The organism is Nostoc sp. LPT (assembly GCF_017115165.1).
GTDB lineage: Bacteria > Cyanobacteriota > Cyanobacteriia > Cyanobacteriales > Nostocaceae > Nostoc.
In genome coordinates, this window is record NZ_JABXKF010000188.1 from 1 (window position 1) to 15,332 (window position 15,332).

General features: G+C 40.2%; 11 protein-coding genes and 3 pseudogenes. 7 read left to right on the forward strand and 7 right to left on the reverse strand.

The window, feature by feature from the left end; all coding sequences use genetic code 11:
- Positions 1–474 precede the first annotated feature (474 nt).
- The 4 genes from HWQ58_RS37480 (at position 475) to HWQ58_RS37490 (ending at position 5,476) form a co-directional block, all read left to right on the forward strand.
- Entirely contained in the window at positions 475–858 is a 384-nt protein-coding gene (locus HWQ58_RS37480; protein WP_292873797.1) for a phage tail assembly protein, read from the forward strand.
- Positions 801–1,004, forward strand: a complete 204-nt coding sequence (locus tag HWQ58_RS38680) for a DUF6760 family protein (RefSeq protein WP_334849144.1) — start codon at positions 801–803, stop codon at positions 1,002–1,004. The genes HWQ58_RS37480 and HWQ58_RS38680 overlap by 58 nt, the downstream gene beginning before the upstream one ends.
- The gene (locus HWQ58_RS37485; protein ID WP_292873799.1) at positions 1,001–3,103 is read left to right on the forward strand and encodes an FHA domain-containing protein; all 2,103 of its coding nucleotides are present in this window, start codon (positions 1,001–1,003) and stop codon (positions 3,101–3,103) included. The genes HWQ58_RS38680 and HWQ58_RS37485 overlap by 4 nt, the downstream gene beginning before the upstream one ends.
- Before the next feature lie 192 nt (positions 3,104–3,295).
- Positions 3,296–5,476 carry a CHASE2 domain-containing serine/threonine-protein kinase gene (locus tag HWQ58_RS37490; protein ID WP_292873801.1) on the forward strand — a complete coding sequence of 727 codons (2,181 nt, stop codon included), beginning with the start codon at positions 3,296–3,298 and terminating at the stop codon, positions 5,474–5,476.
- A gap of 130 nt (positions 5,477–5,606) precedes the next feature.
- On the opposite strand, the gene HWQ58_RS37495 is transcribed toward HWQ58_RS37490, so the two are convergent.
- From HWQ58_RS37495 to HWQ58_RS38685, 3 genes and pseudogenes are all read right to left on the reverse strand, one after another.
- Complete coding sequence (locus HWQ58_RS37495) at positions 5,607–6,059, reverse strand: Hsp20/alpha crystallin family protein (RefSeq protein ID WP_292873803.1); 453 nt, start codon at positions 6,057–6,059, stop codon at positions 5,607–5,609.
- 414 nt (positions 6,060–6,473) lie between these two features.
- Positions 6,474–6,710, reverse strand: a pseudogene (locus HWQ58_RS37500) (hypothetical protein); the annotation flags it as partial.
- Positions 6,684–6,794 (reverse strand): annotated as a pseudogene (locus tag HWQ58_RS38685) (Uma2 family endonuclease); the annotation flags it as partial. The pseudogenes HWQ58_RS37500 and HWQ58_RS38685, both read right to left, overlap by 27 nt.
- 234 nt (positions 6,795–7,028) lie before the next feature.
- Here HWQ58_RS38685 and HWQ58_RS37505 point away from each other — a divergent pair.
- Positions 7,029–7,259: pseudogene (locus HWQ58_RS37505) on the forward strand (hypothetical protein); the annotation flags it as partial.
- Between the two features lie 171 nt (positions 7,260–7,430).
- On the opposite strand, the gene HWQ58_RS37510 reads toward HWQ58_RS37505, so the two are convergent.
- The gene (locus HWQ58_RS37510) at positions 7,431–8,168 is read right to left on the reverse strand and encodes a chromosome partitioning protein ParB (RefSeq protein ID WP_292873805.1); all 738 of its coding nucleotides are present in this window, start codon (positions 8,166–8,168) and stop codon (positions 7,431–7,433) included.
- Positions 8,165–9,550, reverse strand: coding sequence for an AAA family ATPase (locus HWQ58_RS37515; RefSeq protein WP_292873807.1), 1,386 nt, complete (start codon positions 9,548–9,550; stop codon positions 8,165–8,167). The genes HWQ58_RS37510 and HWQ58_RS37515 overlap by 4 nt, the downstream gene beginning before the upstream one ends.
- A 258-nt stretch (positions 9,551–9,808) precedes the next feature.
- On the opposite strand from HWQ58_RS37515, the gene HWQ58_RS37520 reads away from it, so the two are divergent.
- A complete protein-coding gene (locus HWQ58_RS37520; protein WP_292873809.1) occupies positions 9,809–10,180 on the forward strand; it encodes a zinc ribbon domain-containing protein in 372 nt (123 codons plus the stop codon).
- A 129-nt stretch (positions 10,181–10,309) separates the two neighbouring features.
- On the opposite strand, the gene nblS is transcribed toward HWQ58_RS37520, so the two are convergent.
- Both nblS and purD read right to left on the reverse strand, forming a co-directional pair.
- Positions 10,310–12,256: a two-component system sensor histidine kinase NblS gene (gene nblS / locus HWQ58_RS37525; protein WP_292873810.1), complete on the reverse strand. Its 1,947-nt coding sequence runs from the start codon at positions 12,254–12,256 to the stop codon at positions 10,310–10,312.
- Between the two features lie 182 nt (positions 12,257–12,438).
- On the reverse strand, positions 12,439–13,716 hold the full coding sequence (purD, locus tag HWQ58_RS37530; RefSeq protein ID WP_292873811.1) for a phosphoribosylamine--glycine ligase: 1,278 nt from the start codon (positions 13,714–13,716) through the stop codon (positions 12,439–12,441).
- A 644-nt stretch (positions 13,717–14,360) separates the two neighbouring features.
- Here purD and HWQ58_RS37535 point away from each other — a divergent pair.
- Positions 14,361–15,320: an NAD-dependent epimerase/dehydratase family protein gene (locus HWQ58_RS37535; RefSeq protein ID WP_292873813.1), complete on the forward strand. Its 960-nt coding sequence runs from the start codon at positions 14,361–14,363 to the stop codon at positions 15,318–15,320.
- The last annotated feature ends 12 nt before the right edge of the window (positions 15,321–15,332 follow it).

A 15,332-nucleotide genomic window follows, 5' to 3' on the forward strand; every position in this document is an offset into this window, starting at 1 on the left:
TGAGTGCTGAGTGCTGAGTGCTGAGTGCTGAGTGCTGAGTGCTGAGTGCTGAGTGTTGAGTGTTGAGTGCTAAGGTTAAAGTTCCGAGTTCAAAAACTCAATGTTCGAGTAAAAAGGTGCAACTTCTGAGTTCAAAGGCTCAATGTTCGAGTAAAAAGGTGCAACTTCCGAGTTCAAAAGTTCAACGTTCAAGCAAAAAAGTGCAACTTCCGAGTTCAAAGGTTCAACGTTCAAGCAAAAAGGTGCAACTTCCGAGTTCAAAGGCTCAACGTTCAAGTAAAAAGGCTCAACTTCCGAGATCAAAGGCTCAACGTTCAAGCAAAAAGGCTCAATTTCCGAGTTTTAAGCTTGAAACAATAATATTTCTTCCTAACTCCTAACTCCTAACTCTTAACTCAGCACTCAGCACGGGCTAAACGCCCCGCTGACGCTAACAGCACTCCCCAATACCCAATGCCCAAATAAAATTAACCTATGCGCCGTAAGAAAGATACTGTCTGCACAGAATTTGCTTTCACTCTTCCTAGAGGATTGAGTGATAGTGAACACCGAGTACATCGTCATGGGGTGATGCGTTTAGCCACCGCCAAAGATGAAATTTTGGTGCAACAAGAGCGCAAAGTTCAAGAAAATCCAGCTTACGGCGTATTAGTAATGCTTGCGCGGGTTATTACTCGCATGGGCAGTTTCAACTCTGTTAGTCCTGATTTACTCGAAGGATTGCTCTTACATGACATTGCCTATCTCAGAGAATTTTACAATCGAATCAATCAGCAAGGCAATGTACACATTCCGACACAATGTCCCCACTGCAATACTCAATTTTCAGTGGAGCTAGAACTAGCGGGGGAGTCGTAAGCTACCCCTCTGATACTTTATATGAGGAGGTAGCTTTTATTGCTTATCATTTCCATTGGTCACAAGATGATATTTTAAATTTAGAACATACTACCCGTCAGCGTTGGGTAGGAGAAATCAATAAAATTAACCAAAAATTAATATGAAAGTAAAAGTTAGCTACTCACCAAATCTAAGTGAAGTCAATGAAGTTGACCTTACCCTAGAAACTACACCGAGAGGAGAATGGATAATAGGCCGTTCTCCTGATTCTGATTTAGTCCTAGACAGCCCTGATATCAGTCGGGTACATGCTAAGTTTTTTGTTAAAAGTGGAAATTACTACTTTTCTGACCTTGGCAGTAGAAATGGCTCAATATTTAACGGGAAACAAGCTGAAAAAGATCGACCATATTCTTTGAGCGATGGAGATATTATTCGGATTGCAGATTATGTTTTTATTTTGGAAGCAGTTGCTCCCGCTTATGAGCAACCAGAGACGGTTTTTAGGATTATAGATCCTTCACTGTTTTCTCGGCCGCGATCGCCTGAAAATGTCAGCGCTGCCAATGTTGTTAATCCAGCCCCAGAGGTAGTTAACGAAGTTCCAGCGCCGATTAGTCAAGAAGTAGAAACACCTGAAATTAAAGCTGCTTCCCCAGAAATCAGCGAAATCTCAGAAGTTGTTTCTAATCAACCTGATGATGTCATCCCGGTTGTTGAGATAATCGCCCCTGAAAACATCATTCAACCACCAGAAGCAGTCAACGAAGTTCCACACGATGTCCGTAATGAAATTGGGGATTTGCCTACATTCAGTAAACCAGATGGTGAGGAAGTAGAGGTTCCAGAAGTCAGCGAAGCCTCAGAAGTTTCTTTGACTGAACCTGATGACGCCATAGCTGCACCTGAAAACATCATTGAAACTCCTGAAGAGAAAAGTATAGTTCCAGAAGCTACCCACGATGAGGTTACAGACTTTGAAGCAGCACTGGCGACAGAATCTACTTTCGTACAACAGCGTGATATAAGTGCTATTCCAGAAACTGCCTACGACGAGGATGCAGAGTTGGAGGCAGCACTAGAAGCAGAAGTTACCTTTGTACAGCCACGGGATATTTTCAACGAAGTTCCTGCACAGAGTCCTATTCCTGAAGCTACCGACGATGAGAAGGCATTGGAGGCAACACTAGCAGCAGAAGTTACCTCCGTACAGCCGCGCGATATTTCCCACCATGTATCTGAGGAGGAGAGTGACATTGCCGAAGCTACTCATGATGAAGTAGTGAATTTGGATACGCCAGTCGCAGAAAAAGCCAGTGAAGTTGTTGAAAACGAAGAGATTCAGCCACAAGAAGCATTGAGCCAAGTTACACAGGATACCACTGATGAAGCGATAGATTGGGATACGTCAGTTACAGCAGCAGACAGCGCAGATGTTGACGAAGTAGAATCTACTTCTGCGGTGGATGAAACAATAAGCGAAGTTTCTCAAGCATCAACTGATGAAGCGATAAATTGGGATACGTCAGTTACAGCAGCAGACAGCGCAGATGTTGACGAAGTAGAATCTACTTCTGCGGTGGATGAAACAATAAGCGAAGTTTCTCAAGCATCAACTGCACCTGATGATGTCGTTGCGGAAGTTTTAAGCAATCAATACATTGATTTGAGTAATGCAACTACTGAAGAAGTTAGTGTATATGTTGATGATGTTGCTGCACAAATAAGTGAAATTTCTGACTCAGCTGATATTCCATCTTTGGAAACAACAGAAAGTAGAGCTACTGAGAGCATCAGTCAAACTATTGAAGAATTACCTGAAATAAAAGAGCGTTTTGATGAAACTCCAGAAGAAACAAATGTCAGTGAGTCTCCTCAAGCAATCATTGAAAGAAATATAGTACTGATCGCTCATGAAAGCAAGAAATCAGAACTTGCTGAATTGGTTTCTGAACATCAGGAATTTTTCTCACAGAGTTTTACAATTACCTGGCCATCTGTTAGCGAAGTCTTACATCAACAGACAGGAATAACTATTAGTCAACAAACTGCCGCACCAACTTCTGGAGGATATCAAACAATTGCTTCATTGGTTGGAGCCGGAGAAATTGTAGCAGTTATTTTCTTGCGAGATTTGCTGCAACCTCAGCCTGGTCAAGCAAATGAAGAAGCGCTGTTAAGATTATGCACTATTAATCAAGTTTTATTGGCTACTAATATGCCAACAGCAGAGGCGATTGTGCATTATCTGAAACACATATAGCAATTCTAAATTAGTCACGAACAACAAGATACCGGACTTATTAAATAAATTCGGTATCTGAGGTGTTAGTGTTTGCAGGTAAAATATGATTACTATATTTTTTGAAAAGTTGCAAATTGCGTAGAATAATTTCAATATTAAAAATTAATCTAAAAATATATGTATATTTTAAAGTAAAATTTATTTAAAAAAATGGTTGTAAATTTTAAAAATTTATTTAGACAGCCAGTTATTCTTTCAAGTGCGATCGCTACAATTTTACTAGTAGGCATTCAAAAACTTGGGGTTTTCGAGCCTCTAGAAATGAAAGTCTACGACCAAATGATGCAACTACGTGCTGACTCAGGCCCAGACACTCGTCTGTTGATTGTTGCTTTAACTGAAAAAGATATCCAAAAATGGAATTGGCCCCTGTCTAGTGAACTTCTAGACCGGGTATTAGGCAAGCTTGAAGAATATCAACCGCGAGTCATTGGTCTAGATATTTTTCGTGACTTACCAGTACCGCCTGGTCATGACAAACTACTGCAACGCCTCCAACAGAGCGATATCATCATTCCTATCTGCAAACATTCTGGTTCTAATAATCCGGGAATAGCACCCCCAAAAGGCGTTGAAGCAGAGCGAGTCGGATTTAATGATGTTGTAGAAGATACTGATGCTACAATTCGCCGCAACCTCTTATTGGTAAGTGCAGAGGAGTCTGATTCTTGTCAAAGTACCTATTCCTTTAGCTTACAACTAGCACTCAAATATTTAGAAGTCGGAGGCATCCAACTAGAATTTACCCCAAAAAAGGAACTAAGACTACGAAATACTGTATTTAAACCACTGCAAAGTAATGCTGGTGGTTATCAGAAAGCGGATACAAATGGCTACCAAATTCTGCTTAACTACCGTTCCGGTTATCAGGTTGCCCAGCAGGTAACTATTACAGAAATACTTGCAAATCAAGTTAAACCAGATTTAGTAAAAGACCGCATCGTTTTAATTGGTTCAACAGCCAATAGTTTAAATGATATTTTTAATACGCCATTTGCTAGTGGGAAGTCAGATAATTCTGGCAAGATGGCAGGAATTGAAATTCATGCCCACAGCGTTAGTCAAATTCTCAGTGCTGTTCTTAACAAACAGCCTCTATTTTGGTTTTTGCCTGAGTGGGGTAAAGTCCTTTGGATATGGGGATGGACTGTAGTTGGTGGGTTGCTGGTATGGCGGATTCAACATCCACTAGGCTTAGGATTGGCAGGAGCAACAGCCCTTGCAGTATTATTTGGAGCCAATTTTGTCATTTTTACCCAAACTAGATGGTTCCCAGTCATACCTCCAGCGTTGGGGTTAGTATTTACCGCCGGGAGTGTCCTTGCCTATAGTGCTTATCAAACCAAGCAAGAGCAAAAAGAAATTACCCAACGGGTTCAAGAACACCAACAATTAATTCTAGAATTGCAAGGTCTTTTGCGGCAGCGCGGCAATGCCTTAAATGAAGCGCCAACGGTAATTGTTGATTCCATTGGGCAAGAAATTGCACTAGGAACGGTACTAAACAACCGCTACAAAATTACTCAACCCTTGGGTTCTGGGGGATTTAGCAATACTTATTTGGCTGACGATATCCAGCGTCCTGGTAATCCGCAGTGTGTGGTTAAACAGTTGCGACCTCCTTGCCAAGATGCAGAATATTTAAATGTTGTCAGACGCCTATTCGACGCTGAAGCAGAAATTTTAGAAACTTTGGGTAAGCACCCACAAATTCCCCAACTGCTAGCTTTTTTTGAAGAAAATCGGCAATTTTCTTTAGTGCAAGAATTTGTTCGAGGGCACGCTATGGATAAAGAGTTAACTGCTGGGAAACGACTAAAACAAGCTGAAGTTGTGGAGATGCTCAAAGAAGTTTTAAACGTGCTGGTTTTTGTTCACAGCTATGGCGTAATCCATCGAGATATCAAACCTAGTAACTTGATTAGGCGAGAATCAGATCGGCACATTGTTTTAATTGACTTTGGCGCTGTTAAGCAGATTCAACCTCAGCAGCAAGAAGCTCAGACAATTTCAATTGGCACTCCTAGTTATGCACCTTCTGAACAAATGAGTGGATTGCCAAAACTCAACAGCGATATTTATGCGTTGGGAATTATGGGAATACAAGGTTTAACTGGGGTAGAACCCAGAGAGTTTCGTAGAGACACAAATACTGGTGAAATAATTATCCAAAGCCAAGCTAATGCTAATCAACAGATTTGGCAACATTGGCGCGAATTAACTGAGGCTACAGACGAGTTAGTTATGATTTTAAATAAAATGGTACATTTCGACTTCACTCAACGATATCAGTCAGCCGCAGAGGTGCTTAAAAATCTCGAAAGTCTTTAGTATTTTTTCTAACACTAAAGTGCTAATAAAAAAGCTCGGTTATGCGAGTGACCAAGCTCTTAACTATTTCAATCAACCATTGCAGGTAAAGTAGTGCGTAGGCGTAGCCCGTCGTAGACATCGCAAACCATTAGTTACCAGATTGTTCCAAATTCACCTTGACAACTTTGTTCTTTTCTTGCTCAGTTTTAGGCAGTGTCAGATTCAAGATGCCATCTTTATAATCTGCCGTAACATCAGTATTTTTAATCCGAGCAAATAGAGGAATTACACGTTGGAATTTCCCGTAATGAAACTCACTTCTGGTAACACCTTTTTCTTCTGTTTTAGTTTCAGACTTACGCTCACCGCTAACGTAAACAGCATTTTCTGTGACTTGCACATCCAGGTCTTTAGCTTCTATTCCTGGCAGTTCTAGCTTCAGATGAATCGCATCTTCAGTTTCTTGGATTTCAGCAGCAGGAACTTTGCTTAAGTCTTTGTCAAACAATGCAGATGGTAGTCTGGTATCTTCAAATAAATTATTGATCTGGTGTTGTAGAGTGTCAATTTCTCTCCAAGGATTCCAACGACCTAGTGTCATAACTCTTCCTCGCATTAGTTAGCTTTGTTTAATAAGTTTTGCACTTAACCTTGTGCTTACATCTTCATATTATGTATAGTTAAAGCTGCTGTAAATGCGGTTTTTAACACCAAATAATTGATGATTACCGTACTCAATTAGATATAAAAATTTTACGGCTTACTGTAATTTGTATGTTCGGTAAACCCGAATAGACAAATTAGATTCAATTCTACTAAATCAATACATCTGCTGTTGAAGAGATAGCGTAGAAATACGATGCCTCAGTTGAGCTATGTCTACAACTAAGTAACAGCTTTGCATAAATTTTCAGATAACCTCAGTTAAATACATATCTGTTCAAGTTTGTCCTAAACATTCAACCTTAAAGTACAACTCAAAACTGTAGTCCAAACAAATCAAAAAAGCCAAAATTCACAACATATCTGGATTTTCTCCTAGTTCTCTTAATCTAGCCGCTAAACGAGCCGCCTGTGCAACTGCGGCTTCCTCTCTTACAGCAGCAGCTTGTGCTTGTGCAATTGCGGCTTCTTCTCTTGCAGCAGCGGCTTGTGCTTGTGCAGCAGCAGCCTCCTCTGGTAATAAAACCAGATTGCCAGCCACGTCGTAAAACCGCAACCATATTGCCGTTTCTCTGCCTATTGTTTCCTCACTTTCTAACTGCTCCCAACTAATATCTTGAAACAACATTTGTTGACCAGGTTTTACAATAATTTGTTGCAGTTTTAAAAGCATATCACCTCAGAAAGTTGATGTAGTAATTTATGTAGCCAATAGAATTTATAAATCAACTTTCTTAAAGTATATCGCCTTGGAGCATGAGTGTAGATATTATGTAAAACAATCAATGTAATAGAAGATACAGATAATGCAAATGCAACTTACTATTCGTAAAGCTTTTGGCGAAGACATTCCGACTTTAGAAGATTTGATTCAAAACTCGGCGTTGCAGAATAGCGGGAACTGCTTATGACACGGGTAGAAGTAGAAAACAGTCGTTTTCGACATTATCTTACTAGGCTACATCGTAAAACATTTTGTTATTCTAAATCAGTATAAATGCTTGATTTATCGATTTACTTAGTAATATATTATCTCAAGTATGGTTCAGTGCCAGTATGGGCACATAGCGCCGTAACCTTGAGGCGATCGCGTGATTCATATTTTGATTCAGCAACGCCTACTTTTCACGCAATCTAGAAAAGCTGTGTAGGTTGGGTTAAGGAACGAAACCCAACATTGAGCGTTAATTGTTGGATTTCACTTCGTTCAACCCAACCTACAATTATCTTGGTGGCTCATGGCTCACACAAAGACGCAGAGAAGAGCTATGCAAGTTTTTACACCGTGAATAACTTATTTAAATAACTACTAACTTCTTGACCACTCATCAATAATAGTCAAAATTGTTTTATCACCCAATTTTATTGTTTTATCACCCAAGCTTTTAACAGACTTTACTACATCGCGGTAATCTTCAAACTCTTGCTTCGGTTTCTTGCGTCGAGCATCAAATATGCCCTTTGCAAGTTTTTCTGCACCAGAAATTCTAGCACGTTGCAACTTTATAGATAACTCGTCTTTATCCAAAGTGTTCAATAAACTAAGCGGATTACTCTGGTCACTCTTTTGGGGAATAAGGTTTTTAAGTTGCTTTAACTGACTATCTATTCTTTGTCTTTCTTGTATAAATTCTGACTTAAACTCATTAAATTGCTTCTCAAGACGTAATTCTAAATTTGCCAGACGTGGTTCTAACTTTGTTGTTTCAGACTGTAGTGTTACTTGTTTAGTAGAAGAATCAATTTTTTTGAGAGATGCAACTTGCTTTACTACTAAATCCTCTAATTTTGGAGCAATGACAAAAGCATTAACCATCTCACCTTGTCGAGGATTTTTTTCTCTTGCCCTGACAGCAGCATAATATTCAAAATGTCCATCAACTACCGTATAGCTCTCTACTCCGGTAACTTTCACAACTAATGGTCTGATAATTCCTCCAGTTTCTATAATTATGTCTGCGAGGTTTTCCAAATCAGCCACAGAAAAATTTGATCGAGGTTCATTAGAAGTAATGCTTTTTACATCTACCAAAGAAAAATTTATCATTTATTTAACCCTATTCCTATTAACACTTCATCTGCTAAAATGTCAAATTCCATAGCAGATTTTTGAGCATCTGATTTTACTTCTTCTGCATATTTAACAACAGATTTTGGGTCAGGATATTCTAAATCTCCAACTGTTATAGTCTGATTCATGCATTCGGATAGTACGGTTCTATCATAAATTACTGTTTCCATCAAAGGCAGATTGTAACGTTCTAAAATCACGCTCCTTTGCTTAGGAAATGTATATTGTAAAAATTTAGAATTGGTAGAGATTTTTGAAGCCAGTATACCCATTAATATAATGTGTGGTTTTCCTATCATTTCTCTAAATTCATTAACTTCTATAATAAAGTTTTTGACACTTAACAATCCTTGGTTTGCAAATGGCTTTAAATCTGAAGGAATTATCAGGTAATCAGCAGCGACAAGTGCGACTTTAGCATATAAATCTCTAGATGGAGGTGTATCAATAATAACAATGTCATATTCTTGTTCTACTTTTTTTAATTTCGTAACTAGCCTAGTCTTGCTAGCATCAATTTGATTAAGTTTATATTGTCCTTCTATTAAATTAATATGTGCAGGAATAACATCTAATTCAGGATTGTTAAAATAATGTGACTTTCTAGTTACATCGGGTATTAAGTAAAAGTCACCTGATTCTAATAAATGATAGATATTAGAATCTCGTAAATCATCATCTTCATCAAATTGAAATTTTATTAATCCTGTAGCAAAAGTTGTATTTGCCTGGGAATCTATATCAATTAACAGTACCCTTTTACCTTTTTTGCTCAATGCTGCTGCAAGATTAACTGCAACAGTAGTCTTACCAACGCCACCTTTATTGTGGTAAATTGCGATTGTTTTCATTGAATTTTCCCTCTTGGTTTCAAAATTGAAATTATTTTCAGTTATTTTAAATTCTGATTTATCTACTAACTGTCGTTCTTTTAGACTCTCTTTACCAATTAAACTTTTAATATTCTCTAACTTAATTTCGACTTCTTTCCCAGAGCATTGAAATATTAACTGAATATCAGTCTGTAATTTTTGATAAATTCTAATCTCTTTGCCATTAGTCAGCAATCCATATCTGACATGCAAACTGGTTAAATAATGCCTGAGTCGAAGAACATGATGATTTAAGTTTTGTTTGGGATGCTTCGCTTCCATGACGACACTCAGCGGTGAGTTGGCATCTAAGACAAAGGGAATCACTTGTGCGGCAAATGCCAAAAAATCTAAGCGGATGCTACCAACGGCAACTTCTTGATGCCAGGTGTCAGGAGTATAACCTAGCTGTGGTAGCAAATATTGCACTATGAGTTTGCTTTCAACTTCGCTTTCGTTACGGCACAGCTCAGGATTAAAAGGCAATATTTTTCTACCTCTAAATAATTATTGGACTTAAGACAAAACCTAATATTTGCTAGATTATGGCATAGCCTTAATTATGTTGAGTGATAGAAATCACTTATAAAATCTAAAAAATCATCATAAAATTAGTACTTATGCTGATAAAGTAACCAATTTTGAAAGCTAGCCATATTCAAAATTAACAGGCTACGTATGTATTTCCCCATTATCCCTGTAAATGGCTAAAATCAAAGTGTTTACCTATTTGCGCTAAAGGTTTTGGCTACTGTATCTTGTCCCCATTGCCATCAACTTGTTGATAGTCAAGCTATTAGTTGTCCCTATTGCCGGACTACACTCAAAGCTTACGGTCATCCCGGTATTCCATTGCACCGCGCTGCTGGGGATGGGTATCTGTGCGACACCTGCACCTATCACGCTGATGATACTTGCAATTTTCCTAAACGTCCCTACGCCAAAGACTGTACCCTCTATCAAAATACTGAAGAGGCAAAGTTAGATTTGGAACAGCAGCGTTACACTAACAGTTTTGCAGTAACTGTGAAAAGTTGGGTAAAACGCAATCAGGCTTTATTGTTGCTATTAGGTTTATTATTGGTATGTTTGTTGTTCGTTATATTAAGGTCTTGATTTGGGTTTAGTGGGGAGCAGGGGAGCAAGGGAGCAAGGGAGAAGTTGCAGTAAGTTTTTCCCCTCTGCCCCTTTGCACTTCTGCACTCTGTCTCTTGTACCCAATCCCCACTGCCCATTCCTTAACCTTCAAGCTGTAATAATTTTGGATGCCTCTGCAATAGGTTCAACTTGTATCAGTAGCGCTTTTTCTTCAAAAGTGGCTAAGTCGAACCAAAAAGTGGTGCCAATGCTGACTTCACTCACTAGATGGACTTTACTACGATGTCTGTCGATGATATTTCTAACAATCGATAAACCTAAACCCGTGCCTTCTAGGGTGTGAACTCGGTTTTCTACGCGGAAGAAGCGTTCAAAAATTGAGTGTTGATCTTCTGTGGCGATGCCAATTCCAGTATCGGAAATTTCAATCCGCACTGGTGCAGATTCGGTGTGACTGGGTTTGAAATCTAGTTGGTAGGCGCGGATTGCTACTTTACCACCGGCTTTGGTGAATTTAAGGGCATTACCAATCAGGTTGCCAAACACTTGTACTAACAGATCGTAATTACCTAATACCAGCGGCAAATTAGAGGCAACTTCCTGAACAAGTTCAACACCTTTATCTTTTGCGTTGAGTTGGTAAGTACGCAAGGTTTGCTCGATCGCTTGGGCTAAATCTACGCCATCGAAGCTGTAGTTGCGACCAGATTCGAGTTTTGACAAATCCAAAACATCGTTAACTAGGCGGGTTAGGCGATCGGTTTCATGGTTGACTGTTTGCAGAAACTCTTGCCGTTCTTGTAAAGCTAAGTCTTCGCCGTAGTCGTGCAGGGTTTCAATATAAGTTTTAATGTTGAATAGAGGCGTTCGCAGTTCGTGAGAAACGTTGCTGATAAATTGACTTTTTGCGTCGTTTAGTTCAACTTCACGGGTTATATCTTGAATAGTAATCGCAATACCTTTAATACTTTCTCTTTGCAGGTTGAGTACTGTAGTCAAGAGAATGCGGATCGTCCGCGGGGTGGGTTGGTTGATAAAAATTCGGAATTCGGCGCTTTCACATTCGCCTGCTGCCATTTCGTTCAAGGGACGGGTGATTTCGATTTGTACAGCTGGGGGTAAGTGATGTAAGACATTGCAACCTACTACATTAGCGGCTTCCCAGCCAAAAATTCGCTCTGCTGTAGGGTTGACTAAAATCACCTGCATATTGTTGTCAATCAACACAGCGCCATCTGCGATCGTGGAAACTAGGGTTTCTAGCTTGGCTTTTTCTGCGGTCAGTTCTTCAATGTTCTGTTCTTCATAGCGCTCTAATCGCTCTGCCATCTCATTAAAGCTTAAAATTAATTCCCCTAGTTCGCCCCCTAAAGGTAAATTAATGCGCTGCTTAAAATTCCCGGTAGCAATTTGTTTCACCCCCACCAGTAGTTCTTTAATGGGCTTGGTGATGGTCAAGGCGTTAATCACTCCGGCCAAAATCACCATTACCCAAATTGTGATAAAAACGGCAATGGTGACATCGCGGGTAAAATTGGTGGAGATAACAGCGGTCTGATTGGGGTTGATCCCGATCGCTAATACACCTAAGTATTTTTTATTGACAATCAGGGGAATAAATACATCGGTGACTATCCCATCTGGGGTCGTGTGTTGCCGCACCATCGGCTTTTCCCCATCACCAGGGTAATCTTCTGGCAGTTGTATCCGCCGTTTAATGGTAAGGGAGTTTTCTACCTCAGCTTCCCAAAAAGGAATGCCAAAAAAGATTTCCCCGTTTTCATCGGCATAAAGCATATAACGCACGCTAGAGGTGCTGCTATAAAAGCGTTGGGAAAATTGGGCAACCTCTGTGAGATTATTGTCCGCGACCAAGGGGGCAACGTTAGCAGCAAGCAGCAGCCCTAAGTCACGACCAAAGCGGGTGTCATTCATCCGCGCATCCTGCTGAATTGTATTCACAGCCCAGAAGGTCAAACCACTCATCACCAACGAAACTACCATTGTGGCAACAGCCAGCAGTTTAGTCTGGAGGGTGAACTCCGACCACCAACTTGCGATCTCATCTCGAATTGTTTTTAACAGAGTTAGCATCTTAAATAAAGTTGTTAGTAGTCTTTGTTATAAAGCCCAACAACTAAAAAATTAACAGTTAATTTGACAAATATGTTAGGGGAAGGGGGAATAGGTCATGGGGCATGGGGAATAACTCCTGATTTTGCCAATTTTGGATTATAGATTTCTCCTTCAATCCAAAATCCAAAATTGAATGACTTTTAACTCCTTACTCTATGCCCAATATCTCTCCGGTAATACATTCCCTGAAACTGAATATGTTTGATACTAGCGTAGGCTTGGGCGATCGCTTGTTCAAAATTTTCTCCGATTCCTGTCACATTTAATACTCGACCTCCATCTGTGAGTATTTTTTGTTGCTGGTTCAACTTTGTACCTGCATGAAATACAATTGCTCCTGTTGCCTCTGCTTCTTCAATGCCAGTAATCACCTGATCCTTCTGATATTCTCCTGGATAACCACCGGAAGCGGCAACGACAGTAGCAGATGCTCCCCCCTTCCAAGCAATGGGTGGCAATTCACTTAAGCGTTGCTGTACACAGGCTAGAATCAAGTCTTCTAGGGGTGTTTCTAACAGTGGCAAAATCACCTGGGTTTCGGGATCGCCAAAGCGACAGTTAAATTCCAAGACTTTCAAGTCGCCATCGGGTGCAATCATTAACCCAGCATACAGCACGCCTCGGTAATCAATGCCTTTAGCTCTTAAGGTGGCGATCGCCTTTTCTAATACTGCTGTTTGAATGCGTGCCATCAACTCTGGCGTAGCGATGGGTGCGGGGCTATATGCTCCCATGCCGCCAGTATTTTCTCCTGTATCGCCGTCACCAATTCGCTTATGGTCTTGAGTTGGCAACAAGGGTCTAATTGTTAACCCATCAGTCAACGCTAAAACTGACACCTCTTGTCCAATCAAACATTCTTCAATGATGACAAATTTACCAGCACTGCCAAATTGTCCTTGAAAAATTGCATCAATGGCACTTTGTGCCTGTGCAACTGTTTCAGCTACCGTTACACCCTTACCAGCTGCCAAACCATCAGCTTTAACAACAATTGGCGCTCCCTGAGATTTAACGTAGAATTTTGCTGCTGCAGCTTCCGTAAATACCGCAGATCGGGCCGTCGGAATCCCTGCTTCTTGCATCAGGGCTTTTGCCCAAGCTTTACTCGCCTCAATTTGCGCTCCGGCTCTGACTGGGCCAAATACCATCAATCCTTTGTCTTGGAGGTAATCTGTGATTCCCTTAGATAAGGGGACTTCTGGCCCAACTATCACCAGAGTTATGCCATGTTCTAGAGCATATCGGCTTATCCCCTCAAAATCATCTACTGCTAAGGGCAAGTTTTGGCAACGTTCCATAGTTGCTGTGCCCCCATTCCCTGGTACACAGACAACTTGCTCAATTTGCTTAGATTGCAACAGTTTCCATGCCAGAGCGTGTTCGCGCCCTCCATTTCCAACAACTAAAACTTTCACTGATTTCCTCGTGCGTCCCTTGCAAAATGAGAATACCTGATTCGACTCTCGCGGATCAATTTTTTCATCAATTCTCACACTTGTGCAAGTCTTTGGTGATTTAGTATACTTATTGCAAAATTCCCCTAACACTCCTGCGGGGCTGGTCTTACACAAGTCGAATTACCCCCCTTAATCCCCCCGATGCATTGGGGGAAAAAATCTAGTTTCCTCCCCTTGGAAAGGGAAGGGTTAGAGTGGGGTAAAACTGACACGAAAAACCAGGTGAGTAAACTATTTCAGACTTGTGTATCACACTGTATACCTGCGGGGAGGGGAGACTTTGACGTAACTCAAAGGCAGAGTGGGGTTGTTTTATTTATCCATCACTTTAATTATTCCATCTGCTGAAATATTTTAGCCATTAAATTCCAACTGCATCTATTCTAAAAATTAATTTTCACTAATTAGTAAAGTTTTAATTTTTATTGTTAGCAATTAATAAATCAAGTTAATGATATATTTTCTGCATAAGTGTATTAATTTAATTATTTTTTTTGCTGATACAAACAAAATGATCTAGGAAAAAATCCTCAATTAATCACCAACTTTTGATTATAATTATTAACTTGTGAATATAGCGGTTAATCAAAAAAATCGGCAACATGGCTAAAACTATCGTTACTGGAGTCGCAGGATTTATTGGTTCTCATCTTGCAGAAACATTGCTAAAACAAGGAAACGAAGTGATTGGGATTGATGAATTCAATAATTATTACGATCCTATGTTAAAGCGAACCAATGTTGCACACTTGTATCGTTTATCTGGTTTTACATTAATTGAAGAAGATATGCAGTTTTTAGATTGGCAAAAACTCCTGAAAGATGTTGATATAGTTTACCATCAAGCGGCACAAGCAGGTGTTAGAGCAAGTTGGGGTAAAGCTTTTCGAGGTTATACAGAACGAAATGTTAACGCTACACAAGTTTTGCTAGAAGCAGCTAAGGATGCTAAACACCTGAAAAGATTAGTGTTTGCCTCTTCATCTAGTGTATATGGTGATGCAGAAACATTACCTACCCACGAGAGAATTTGTCCTCAACCGGTTTCTCCTTACGGTATTACGAAGCTAGCGGCAGAGTTTTTGTGTGAACTGTATTACAAGAACTTTGGTGTGCCCTGTGTGACATTGCGCTATTTCACAGTTTATGGGCCCAAACAGCGCCCAGATATGGCATTTCATAAGTTTTTTCAATCCATTTTGCACGATGAGGCGATTCCTATTTACGGCGATGGCCAGCAAACGCGAGAGTTTACGTTTGTTAGTGATATTGTCGCCGCTAATTTAGCCGCCGCTACCGCACCCCAAGCAGTGGGAGAAATTTTTAATATCGGTGGTGGTAGCAGGGTGGTTTTAGCAGAAGTCTTAGATGCGATTGAAGAAATTGTTGGGAAGCCAATCAAAAGAAATCATATAGAAAAAGCGATGGGAGACGCCCGCCACACGGCTGCTGATGTATCTAAAGCACAGAAAATTCTCGGATATCAGCCGCAAGTCTTTCTAAAAGAGGGTTTGACACAGGAATGGGAGTGGGTGAAATCTTTGTATTCCCTATCTTCCTAATTTTCCTCCTCC